This window comes from Kitasatospora sp. NPDC101176, assembly GCF_044768035.1.
In the GTDB taxonomy this organism is placed as follows: Bacteria; Actinomycetota; Actinomycetes; order Streptomycetales; family Streptomycetaceae; genus Kitasatospora.
On sequence record NZ_JBIWPA010000004.1, the window covers coordinates 272103 to 282538 of the forward strand.

General features: G+C 74.1%; 8 protein-coding genes. 4 read left to right on the forward strand and 4 right to left on the reverse strand.

Annotated features, from left to right (window positions below; translation table 11 throughout):
• Positions 1 to 58: 58 nt before the first annotated feature.
• Positions 59 to 355, reverse strand: a complete 297-nt coding sequence (locus ACIRS1_RS08950) for a type II toxin-antitoxin system VapB family antitoxin (protein WP_030061387.1) — start codon at positions 353 to 355, stop codon at positions 59 to 61.
• A 171-nt stretch (positions 356 to 526) separates the two neighbouring features.
• Between ACIRS1_RS08950 and ACIRS1_RS08955 the strand changes: the two genes are divergently transcribed.
• Positions 527 to 2113 carry a helicase HerA-like domain-containing protein gene (locus ACIRS1_RS08955; RefSeq protein WP_402838029.1) on the forward strand — a complete coding sequence of 529 codons (1587 nt, stop codon included), beginning with the start codon at positions 527 to 529 and terminating at the stop codon, positions 2111 to 2113.
• 28 nt (positions 2114 to 2141) lie between these two features.
• Here ACIRS1_RS08955 and ACIRS1_RS08960 read toward each other — a convergent pair whose 3' ends face one another.
• Positions 2142 to 3305, reverse strand: a complete 1164-nt coding sequence (locus ACIRS1_RS08960; RefSeq protein ID WP_402838031.1) for a hypothetical protein — start codon at positions 3303 to 3305, stop codon at positions 2142 to 2144.
• A 207-nt stretch (positions 3306 to 3512) separates the two neighbouring features.
• Between ACIRS1_RS08960 and ACIRS1_RS08965 the strand changes: the two genes are divergently transcribed.
• Positions 3513 to 4031, forward strand: a complete 519-nt coding sequence (locus tag ACIRS1_RS08965; protein ID WP_360205645.1) for a YbhB/YbcL family Raf kinase inhibitor-like protein — start codon at positions 3513 to 3515, stop codon at positions 4029 to 4031.
• A gap of 46 nt (positions 4032 to 4077) precedes the next feature.
• On the opposite strand, the gene ACIRS1_RS08970 is transcribed toward ACIRS1_RS08965, so the two are convergent.
• A complete protein-coding gene (locus ACIRS1_RS08970; RefSeq protein ID WP_387900632.1) occupies positions 4078 to 5043 on the reverse strand; it encodes a helix-turn-helix transcriptional regulator in 966 nt (321 codons plus the stop codon).
• Between the two features lie 95 nt (positions 5044 to 5138).
• Between ACIRS1_RS08970 and ACIRS1_RS08975 the strand changes: the two genes are divergently transcribed.
• On the forward strand, positions 5139 to 6641 hold the full coding sequence (locus ACIRS1_RS08975; protein ID WP_402838034.1) for an MFS transporter: 1503 nt from the start codon (positions 5139 to 5141) through the stop codon (positions 6639 to 6641).
• 150 nt (positions 6642 to 6791) lie between these two features.
• Here ACIRS1_RS08975 and ACIRS1_RS08980 read toward each other — a convergent pair whose 3' ends face one another.
• Complete coding sequence (locus ACIRS1_RS08980) at positions 6792 to 7433, reverse strand: HhH-GPD-type base excision DNA repair protein (RefSeq protein ID WP_360205638.1); 642 nt, start codon at positions 7431 to 7433, stop codon at positions 6792 to 6794.
• Between the two features lie 398 nt (positions 7434 to 7831).
• Between ACIRS1_RS08980 and ACIRS1_RS08985 the strand changes: the two genes are divergently transcribed.
• A complete protein-coding gene (locus tag ACIRS1_RS08985; RefSeq protein WP_402838036.1) occupies positions 7832 to 10306 on the forward strand; it encodes a germacradienol/geosmin synthase in 2475 nt (824 codons plus the stop codon).
• Positions 10307 to 10436 lie beyond the last annotated feature (130 nt).

Sequence of the window (10436 nt, forward strand, 5' to 3'; positions counted from 1 at the left end):
CGAACCGCCCTCCGCCGGATGGCGAGGGGGCGGTCCGGTGGCCCGTGACGAGGGTCCGTCACTCCATCTCGAGGACGCGGGCGTGCAGCACCTGGCGCTGCTGCAGCGCGGCGCGCACGGCCCGGTGCAGGCCGTCCTCCAGGTAGAGGTCGCCGTGCCACTTCACCACGTGGGCGAAGAGGTCCCCGTAGAAGGTCGAGTCCTCGGCCAGCAGGGTTTCGAGGTCCAGTTGTCCCTTGGTGGTCACCAGCTGGTCGAGCCGCACCGGACGCGGGGCGACGTCAGCCCACTGTCGGGTGCTCGTCCGGCCGTGATCCGGGTACGGCCGCCCATTGCCGATGCGCTTGAAGATCACACGGAAAGCCTACCGTTTGGGCGGCGGATGGCGCAGCAGCCGCGACGCCGCCACGCGCTCCGGTGTGAGCTGCGGGCGTGCGATTGCGGCTGTTTGATGGGAAATGTCGCGAACATCGCCCCGGAATCCCCCCCCGGGTTCGGACCCCGCCCCGCCCAGGAGTGTGCCCCGATGTCCTCAGCCCCCACCCCGCCGGCCGTCCGGGAGATCGCCGACGGGTACGCCTTCACCGGGCCCGCCCTCGACCTCGGCGCGGTGCTGTTGGACGGCACCGCCCACCGGGACGCGCAGGTCCGCGTCCCGCTCGGCGTGCTCAACCGGCACGGGCTGGTCGCCGGCGCCACCGGCACCGGGAAGACCAAGACCCTCCAGCTGATCGCCGAACAGCTCTCCGAGCAGGGCGTGCCGGTGTTCCTCGCCGACGTCAAGGGGGACGTCTCCGGCGTCGCCGCGCCCGGGGTGCCCAGCGAGCGCACCGGCGCCCGCGCGGCCGAGGTCGGCCAGGACTGGACACCGCAGGGCTGCCCGGTCGAGTTCTACTCGCTCGGCGGCCAGGGCGCGGGCATCCCGATCCGGGCCACCGTCACCAGCTTCGGGCCGCTGCTGCTGGCCAAGGTGCTGGACCTGAACGAGACCCAGGAGTCCTCGCTCAGCCTGGTGTTCCACTACGCCGACGCCAAGGGCCTGGAGCTGTACGACCTCAAGGACCTCACCGCCGTCATCGGCTTCCTCACCTCGCCCGGGGGCAAGGAAGAGCTGCGGACCATCGGCGGCCTCTCGGCGGCCACCGCCGGGGTCATCCTGCGCGGGCTGACGGTGCTGGAGAACGAGGGCGCCGGGGCGTTCTTCGGCGAGCCCGAGTTCGACACCGCGGAACTGCTGCGCACCGCCCAGGACGGTCGCGGCGTCGTGTCGGTGCTGGAGCTGCCCGCCGTGCAGGACCGGCCGCGGCTGTTCTCCACCTTCCTGATGTGGCTGCTCGCCGACCTCTACCAGGAGCTGCCCGAGGTCGGCGACCTCGACCGGCCCAAGCTGGTCTTCTTCTTCGACGAGGCGCACCTGCTGTTCAAGGGCGCCTCCAAGGCCTTCCTGGAGGCCATCACCCAGACCGTCCGGCTGATCCGCTCGAAGGCCGTGGGGATCTTCTTCGTGACCCAGTCCCCGCGCGACGTCCCGTCCGACGTGCTCGCCCAGCTGGGCAACCGGGTGCAGCACGCGCTGCGCGCCTTCACCCCGGACGACGCCAAGGCGCTCAAGGCCACCGTCTCCACCTTCCCGCGGTCCTCCTACGACCTCGGCGAGGTGCTCACCTCGCTCGGCACCGGCGAGGCCGTGGTGACCGTCCTGTCCGAGAAGGGCGCGCCGACCCCGGTCGCGGCGACCAGGCTGCGGGCGCCGCGCTCGCTGATGGGGCCGATCGAGGCGGGTGCGCTGCAGGCCGCCGTGGACGCCTCGCCGCTGACGGCGCGCTACCGGGACGCCGTCGACCGGGAGTCGGCCTACGAGAAGCTGGCGGCGCGGGCGGCCCGCCCGCCGGCGGTCGAGCCGGGACCCGCCCCCGGGCCGCGGGAGCCGGCGGAGCAGGAGCCGGCGCCGCGCGCGCGGCGGGCGGAGCAGGAGGAGCCGGCGGGCGCGGGCGGGCTGCTCGGCTCGCTGCTGAGCAACCCGACGGTGAAGTCCTTCGCGCGCTCGGCGGGGAGGCAGCTCGGGCAGGAGATCTCGCGCAGCCTGTTCGGGACCTCCCGGCGGCGCCGGTAGCGGTGGCGGTGGCCGTGGACGACGGGTCCTAGGCCAGGGCGGCGCCGATCCGGTCCAGCGAGGAGAGCCGCATCAGGCCGTAGTGGTAGAACTCGACCTCCGGGACGCCCAGTTCGCGCAGGACGGCGATCTTGGCGGCGAGGTCGGCCGGGCCGTCGCAGTCCACGGCCATCGGGCGCAGGATCACCGCCAGGTCCTGCGGGCGGACGCCGTGCAGGGCGAAGGCGGCGACCTTCTCGCGGACGGCCTCCGGGGTGCGCGCGTAGCCCAGCGTCTCGATCCGGTCGGTCGCCGCGGCGAGGGCCGGCAGGTCGATCCCGGACAGCCAGCCCCTGCCCGGGCCGGCGCCGTCCATGAAGGTCAGCCGCATGCCGTGGCGCCGGGCCTCCCCGGTCAAGTCGGCGGCGAGCGCGGTGACGGTGGCGGCGGAGGCGTCCACGTAGGCGGCGAACGCGCCGCCGGCGAGCTCGTCCAGGGCGCCCGGCTCGGCCGCCGCGCCCTCGTCGGCCAGTCGGCGGCGCAGCTCGGTGCGGACGGCTGCCGCCACCTCCTCGGCGGGGACGCCCGCGCGGACGGCGGCCGCCCGGCAGTGCTCGCAGAAGCAGACGCCGAGCAGCGCCTCGGCGACCGGGCCCAGTTCCTCGAAGTAGCGCTCGTGGTGGAAGCCGTGGCGCAGCCCGTGGAAGTGCAGCGACTCGGCGCGGACGGCGTCGACGCCGTACCGGGCGAGTTCGGTGACCAGGCCCAGCGCGTACGCGCGGACCTCCGGGTGGGCCGGGCACAGCTCGGTGAGGTGGCGGTCGCCGAAGGCGTTGGCCGGGGCGCAGTCCGGGTGGACGAAGCCGAGCCGGTCGTTGTGGCAGAACACCGTCCAGGCGTGCAGCCGCATCCCCCGGCGGCGGGCCTCGGCGGCGGCCTCGGCGAACGGGTCGCGGTCGCCGATCGCGGTGGACGGGACGGGCGCGAGGCGGCGGCCGCGCCAGTGCGCCGGGTCGGGGCGGAAGTAGGCCGCGCCCGGCTCCAGGTAGCGGATCACCCGGTGCGGGTTGTGCGGGAAGACGTCCCGGGCCTGGTGGTAGACCGAGGCGAGGGTGACGCCGCCGACCCCGGCGCGGTCGGCGAGGTTGCCGAAGAAGGTGTCGGCCCCCTCGTCGAGCAGGTCGGTGGCGAAGGCGAGGACGGACGACTCCACGGTGCGGCTCCGGAGCAGGGGGCGGGTGCGCCGACCACGCTATCCGCAGGGGGGGAATTGGTCTATACCTGACCACCCGGGCGGACCAGCGGCCCACCGGCGGGGATCGGCCGGCCCGGTGGCGGCCCGCACTACAGTGAGCCGTGTCGTTCCGACCCGGGCTCCCGGCCCGTGGCCGTGCCAGGCCCGTTGAGAGGTGACCGCCAGATGAGCGTCCGTCCGCCGCTGCCGTACGACTTCCTGCCGCAGGTGCCGTCCTTCCCGCTGACCAGCGAGGATGTCACCGAAGGCGGGACGCTGGACCGGGAGTTCGTCCACGCCGGCGGCAACCTCTCGCCGCAGCTCGCCTGGTCGGGCCTGCCGGAGGGCACCCGGAGCATCGCCGTCACCTGCTACGACCCGGACGCCCCCACGGGCTCCGGCTGGTGGCACTGGCTCGCCCTCGGCCTGCCCGCCGACACCGCCGGACTCCCGCGCGGCGCCGGCTCCTCGGACGCCGACCTGCCCGGCGCGGCCTCCTTCCACGGCCGCAACGACTTCCCCGGCAGCCGGTACGACGGCGCGGCCCCGCCGCCCGGCGCCCCGCACCGCTACGTCTTCGCCGTGCACGCCCTGGACGTGGAGAAGCTGGACGTCACGGCCGACACCCCGGCCGCCCAGATCGGCTTCCACCTCACCTTCCACACCCTGGGCCGGGCGCTGCTCACCGCCGAGTACGGGGTCTGAGCGGGCCGTACCGAACCCGGCCGCCGGCCCACAGGGCGGCGGCCGGTCAGCGGTCCTCGCCCGCCGCCCGCGCGGCGCGGCCGGCGAGCGCGCGCAGGTGGGCGACCAGCTCCGGCGGCTCGTGCACCTCGAACTCGCAGCCCAGCATCAGCAGCCGCACCGCCGTCCACTCGGGGGAGTCGGTGCGGGCGCTCAGCCGGCAGCGCTGCCCGTCGACCGGCTCGATCACGGCGTCGTCCTGGTTGAACCGCTGCCGGACGGTGCCCGCCGGGGCGTGCACCGTCGCGACCAGCGTCCGGGTCGGCGCCGGGCGGCGCAGCTTCGCCGCCACGTACGCGGCGGCGTCCTCGGCCGGGAGCCGTCGTGGGGTGAAGCGGGCGCCGGTGGCGAGCGGCTCGCCGAGCCGGTCGACCCGGAAGAGCCGCCAGTCGTCGCGGTCCAGGTCGAAGCCGACCAGGTACCAGCGGCGCCCGGCCGAGACCAGCCGCTCCGGCTCGACGTGGCGCCTGGTCTCGGCGCCGTCGCCGGCGCGGTAGGCGAACCGCAGGCGCTCCCGGTTGGTGACGGCGCCGGCGAGCACGGTGAGGTCGTCCGGATCGACCGTCGGGCCGTCACCGGTGAGCAGCGGTACGGTCGCGGAGTTGAGCGTGCCCACCCGGTGCCGCAGTCGGCCCGGCAGCACCTGGAGCAGCTTGCCCAGGGCCCGCACCGAGGCCTCCTCGATGCCGACCACCGCGTGCCCGGCGGCGGCCCGCAGCCCGACCGCGATGGCGACCGCCTCCTCGTCGTCCAGCAGCAGCGGCGGCATCGCCGTGCCCGCGACCAGCCGGTAGCCGCCGACCGCGCCCATGGTGGCCTGCACCGGGTAGCCCAGCTCGCGCAGCCGGTCGACGTCGCGCCGGATCGTCCGGGGGCTGACGCCGAGCCGCTCGGCCAGTTCGCTGCCCGGCCACTCGCGCGGGGTCTGCAGCAGGGACAGCAGGTTCAGCAGCCGTGCCGGGGTGTCGGTCATGCCCCCAGGATGCCGGAGAACTGGGACAGGACCTGACCTACATGGCCCGTATCGTCTCGGACGTGCCGACGAGCAGGACGAGCGAGGAGTACCGAATGAACACCGCGAAGAGCGCGGACCCGGACCGGCGGAGGTGGATCGCGCTGGCGATCGTGATGGTCGCCTCCTTCATGGACCTGGTGGACGTCACCATCGTCAACATCGCCATCCCCAGCATCCAGCAGGACACCGGCGCCTCCTTCAGCGCCGTCCAGTGGGTCACCGGCGGCTACGCGCTGGCCTTCGCGATCGGGCTGATCACTGGCGGCCGGCTGGGTGACATCCACGGCCGCAAGCGGCTCTTCCTGGTCGGGATCGGCGGGTTCACCCTGGCGTCCGCGCTGTGCGGCCTGGCCACCGGCCCGGAGATGCTGGTCGGGATGCGCCTGCTGCAGGGGGCGACGGCGGCCCTGATGGTGCCGCAGGTGCTGTCGATCATCCACGCCACCTTCCCGGCGGAGGAGCGCGGCAAGGTGTTCGGCATGTTCGGCGCAGTGGTCGGCCTGGGCGCCGTCTCCGGGCCGCTGATCGGCGCGCTGCTCACCGAGTGGGACCTCTTCGGCCTGGCCTGGCGGCCGATCTTCCTGATCAACCTGCCGGTCGGCGTCGCCGGACTCCTGCTCGGGCGCCGCTTCATCGACGAGTCGCGGGCCGAGCAGGCGCTCAAGCTGGACCTAATGGGCGTCGCGCTGGCGAGCCTCGGCCTGCTGATGCTGATCTACCCGCTGACGCACGGGCGGGAGGCCGACTGGCCGCTCTGGGGGTACCTGTCGATGGCCGGCAGCGTGCCGGTGTTCGCCCTGTTCGTGGCGTACGAGCGGGTCAAGACGCGGCGGGACGGCTCGCCGCTGGTGGAGCTGTCGCTGTTCCGGGTGAAGAGCTTCGCGGCCGGCATCGGCGTGCAGCTGGCCTTCGGCGTGGTCTGCGGGATCTTCTTCCTGGTCTGGACGCTGTACATGCAGGTGGGGCTGGGCTGGAGCCCGCTCAAGGCCGGGTCCACCGGCATCCCGTTCTCGCTCGCGGTCTCCACGGCGGCCGGGCTGTCCGTGCAGAAGCTGGTGCCGCGGTTCGGGCGCCGGGTGCTCCAGGCGGGCGCGCTGGTGATGGCGGCGGGCGTGCTGACCTACATCTGGGAGGCGGACCGGTACGGGACGGCGATCGCGCCCTGGCAGATGGCGCTGCCGCTGGTGGTGATGGGCCTCGGGATGGGCCTGATCGTCGCGCCGATCACCGACGCGATCCTGGCGGAGGTGCCGCGCGAGCACGCCGGCTCGGCCTCCGGGCTGATCAACACCGTCCAGCAGATGGGCAACGCGCTCGGGCTCGGGCTGGTCTCGGTGGCCTTCTTCGGGGCGATGGACGACGTGGTCGCGCCGCAGGCGGTGGGCACCGCGTTCGGCGGGGCGTTCGTGCACGCGATGTGGTGGGTCGCGGGGGCGCTGGCGGTGGTGTTCGTGCTGATGTTCGCGCTGCCGCGGCGCAGGGCGGTCCCCGCGGCCGATCCGGCGGCCGGTCCGGTCGGCGCCGGGGAGGCGGAGCGCGAGTCCGTCCTGGTCTGAGGGCCGTCCCGGACGGCGGGGCCCCGGTCGCACCGTGCGACCGGGGCCCCGCCGCACGCCGGGAGGGTCGTGGACCGTACGGCGGTGCACTCCTCGGTGCCGGGCCCCGGGTCGGGCCTGGTGCCGGCCCCGGTGCACCCGGCGGCGGTGTCAGCGCGCGCCGGCCCCGGTCGGGCTCGCGGCCGCCGCCCGGGTGGTGGTCTTCGCCGCGGACTTGGCCTCCTTCGCGGCGCGCTTGATCTCCTGCTTGAACTCCCGCACCAGGTCGAGGGATTCGGGCCCGGTGATGTCGGCGACGGAGCGGTGCGCGCCCTCCTCGCCGTAGCTGCCGGCCGCCTCCCGCCAGCCCTCCGGCTGCACGCCGTACTGCTTGCCGAGCAGGGCCAGGAAGATCTGCGACTTCTGCTTGCCGAAGCCGGGCAGCGCGTTGAGGCGGCTGAGCAGCTCCTTGCCGGTGCGGGCGTCCTTCCACAGCGCGGCGGCCTCGCCGTCGTACTGCGCGACGAGGAACTGGCAGAGCTGCTGGACCCGTTTGGCCATTGCGGCCGGGTAGCGGTGCACGGCGGGTTTCGCGGAGAGCAGCGCCACGAACTCCTCCGGGTTGTACCCGGCGATCTCGTGGGCGTCCAGGTCGTCCCGCCCGAGGCGCCGGGCGATGGTCAGCGGGCCGGTGAACGCCCATTCCATCGGGACCTGTTGGTCCAGCAGCATGCCGACGAGCGCAGCCAGCGCACTCCGTCCGAGCAGTTCGTCGGCCTCGGGCTGCTGTGCGAGCCGGACGGTGACGTTCATGGGCTTGCCCTCCTCGGAGTTGACGTCGGGTCGGCGCCCAGTCTGGTGGACAGGCCGGGAGGGGAGGCGGTCAACACGCCCGTAGCGTGGGAAGTCGTGGAGTTACCGGCCTTGCCGTGACTGGTTTGTTCGTTGGCGGAGCGGTTGTTGGGGCCACAGGTTCCGGCGGTCGGGGGAATTCGCGGGACATTTTTTGCCCGCGGTCCGGTGGTGGTGCGGGAGTTGGGGGAGGGGGCGCCCGGCGGAGGGGGGAGGTGGTGCGGGCGGCGCTCGGGGCTCGACCCCGCGCTCGGCCGCCCGTGGGTCATCTCATATGACTGTTTCCGTTGCGACGGTGCGCGGGCTCGTCCGCGGGTCATTCTTGGTCCAAACGACGCGTCCAGAAAGGCTCGCCCGCCGTGACCCAGCCGTTCGAACTGCCGTCCTTCTACGTGCCGCACCCGGCGCGCCTCAACCCCCATCTGGACGGAGCGCGGGCCCACTCCACCGAATGGGCCCGCGAGATGGGCATGTTGGAAGGGTCCGGGATCTGGGACCAGGCCGACCTGGACGCCCACGACTACGGCCTGCTCTGCGCCTACACCCACCCCGACGCCTCCGCCGAGGCGCTCTCGCTGGTCACCGACTGGTACGTGTGGGTCTTCTTCTTCGACGACCACTTCCTCGACATGTACAAGCGCACCAACGACCGCGCGGCCGGCAAGGCGCACCTCGACCGGCTGCCGCTGTTCATGCCGGCCGACCCGGCGGCCCCGGTGCCCGAGCCGGAGAACCCGGTCGAGGCCGGCCTGGCCGACCTCTGGCGGCGCACGGTGCCGGCGATGGGCGAGGACTGGCGGATCCGCTTCGCACGGAGCACCCGCAACCTGCTCGACGAGTCGCTCTGGGAACTCGCCAACATCGACGCCGGCCGGATCGCCAACCCCGTCGAGTACATCGAGATGCGCCGCAAGGTCGGCGGCGCCCCGTGGTCCGCCCAGCTCGTCGAGTACGCGGCCAACGCCGAGGTACCGAAGGAGGTTTCGGGCTCGCGCGCGCTCCGGGTGCTGATGGACGCCTTCTCCGACGGCGTGCACCTGCGCAACGACATCTTCTCCTACCAGCGGGAGGTGGAGGACGAGGGCGAGCTCAGCAACGGCATCCTGGTGCTGGAGCGGTTCCTGGACTGCTCCACCCAGGAGGCCGCCGAGGCGGTCAACGACCTGCTCACCTCGCGGCTCCAGCAGTTCGAGAACACCGTGTTCACCGAACTGCCGGTGCTGTTCGCCGAGAAGGGACTCGGCGCCGAGGAACGCGCCCGGGTGATGGCCTACGTCAAGGGGCTGCAGGACTGGCAGTCCGGTGGCCACGAGTGGCACATGCGCTCCAGCCGGTACATGAACGGCGGTGGTGCGGCGGCCGGTTCGGGGAGCGCCGGGGTGGCGCCGGGCACCGGTGGCGCGCTGCCGGGCACGGTGCCCGGCAGCGAGTGGTGGGACCCGTTCCGGATCGGCGGCATCGGCACCGCGGCGCTGGACATCCTGCGCAGCGGGGCGTCGGCCGGCGGGGTCGGCGCCCCCTCCGTCGGCCAGGCGGCCGGCGCGGCCGGCCCGGGCGGGGTCGCGCCGGCGGTGCGGCGGGCGCGGTCGCACGGCCACGTGCCGTTCCGGACCGTCGGGCCGTCCCGACTGCCGGAGTTCGACCTGCCGTTCAGCGTCACGCCGAGCCCGCACCTGGAGGCCGACCGGGAACGCGCCGTCGCCTGGGCGGAGCGCATGGGCATGCTGGAGGCGGACCCGGGCATCCCCGGATCGGGAGTCTGGGACGCCGCGTCCATGCGGGACTACGACCTTCCGCTCTGCTCCGCCGGCATCCACCCCGACGCGACGGCCGAACAACTCGCCCTCACCAGCGACTGGTTGATCTGGGGCACCTGGGCCGACGACTACTACCCGGCGGTCTTCGGCCGCACCCGCGACCTCGCCGGCGCCAAACACGCCACCGAGCGGCTCTCGCTGTTCATGCCGGTCAACGGCGGACCGGCCCCCGAGCCGGCCAACGCCCTGGAACGCGGCCTCGCCGACCTCTGGCGGCGCACCGCCGGGCCGATGACCACCGAGGCCCGGCGCACCTTCCGCACCGCCGTCGAGTCCATGACCGCCAGCTGGATCTGGGAGCTGAACAACCAGGTGCAGAACCGGATCCCGGACCCGGTCGACTACCTGGAGATGCGCCGGGCCACCTTCGGGTCGGACCTCACCATGAGCCTCTCCCGCCTCGCCCGGGAGCAGGCCGTGCCGCCCGAGGTGCACGCGCACGGCTCGATGCGCTCCCTGGAGGGCTCGGCCGCGGACTACGCGTGCATGATGAACGACCTCTTCTCGTACCAGAAGGAGATCGAGTACGAGGGCGAGCTGCACAACGCCGTGCTGGTGGTGCAGAACTTCTTCGGCTGCGACTACCCGTCGGCGGTGCGCATCGTCGGGGACCTGATGCACTCCAGGCTGGACCAGTTCCAGCACGTCGTGGCGAAGGAACTCCCCGTCCTGTACGAGGACCTGGACCTCTCCGCGGAGGCGCGCCGGGCGCTGGACGGGTACGTGGTGGAGCTGGAGAACTGGCTCGCGGGGATCCTGGTCTGGCACCGGGACTGCCACCGGTACGGGGAGGAGGACCTGCAGCGGCACTTCGGCGGGGAGCGCGTCCGGGTGACTCCGGCCCGGGTGTCCACCGCCCCGGCGGCGCGGTCGGCTGCCGCGGCTCCGGCCGTCCCGGCCACCCCGGCTGCCCCGGAGCCGGCCGCGGTGACCGCGGCCCTGCCGCTCGGGCCGACCGGCCTCGGGACGGCCGGGCTGCGGCCGCCGCCGGCCGCCGGGGTGACGGCCCTGGGCTGACCCGGGCCGACCGGGCAGGGCGGGGGGGCCCCCCCCCCGGCCCCCCCCCCCCCCCCCGCCCGCGCACCGCGGCGCGAGCCGCCCGGCGGCGGGGGGGCGCGCACACCCCCGCGGCCCCCCCCCCCGCACA

Coding starts and splice junctions, on each gene's coding strand:
- ACIRS1_RS08955 (WP_402838029.1), top strand. CDS start 527: ATGTCCTCAGCCCCCACCCCGCCGGCCGTCCGGGAGATCGCCGACGGG.
- ACIRS1_RS08965 (WP_360205645.1), top strand. CDS start 3,513: ATGAGCGTCCGTCCGCCGCTGCCGTACGACTTCCTGCCGCAGGTGCCG.
- ACIRS1_RS08970 (WP_387900632.1), bottom strand. CDS start 5,043: ATGACCGACACCCCGGCACGGCTGCTGAACCTGCTGTCCCTGCTGCAG.
- ACIRS1_RS08975 (WP_402838034.1), top strand. CDS start 5,139: ATGAACACCGCGAAGAGCGCGGACCCGGACCGGCGGAGGTGGATCGCG.
- ACIRS1_RS08980 (WP_360205638.1), bottom strand. CDS start 7,433: ATGAACGTCACCGTCCGGCTCGCACAGCAGCCCGAGGCCGACGAACTG.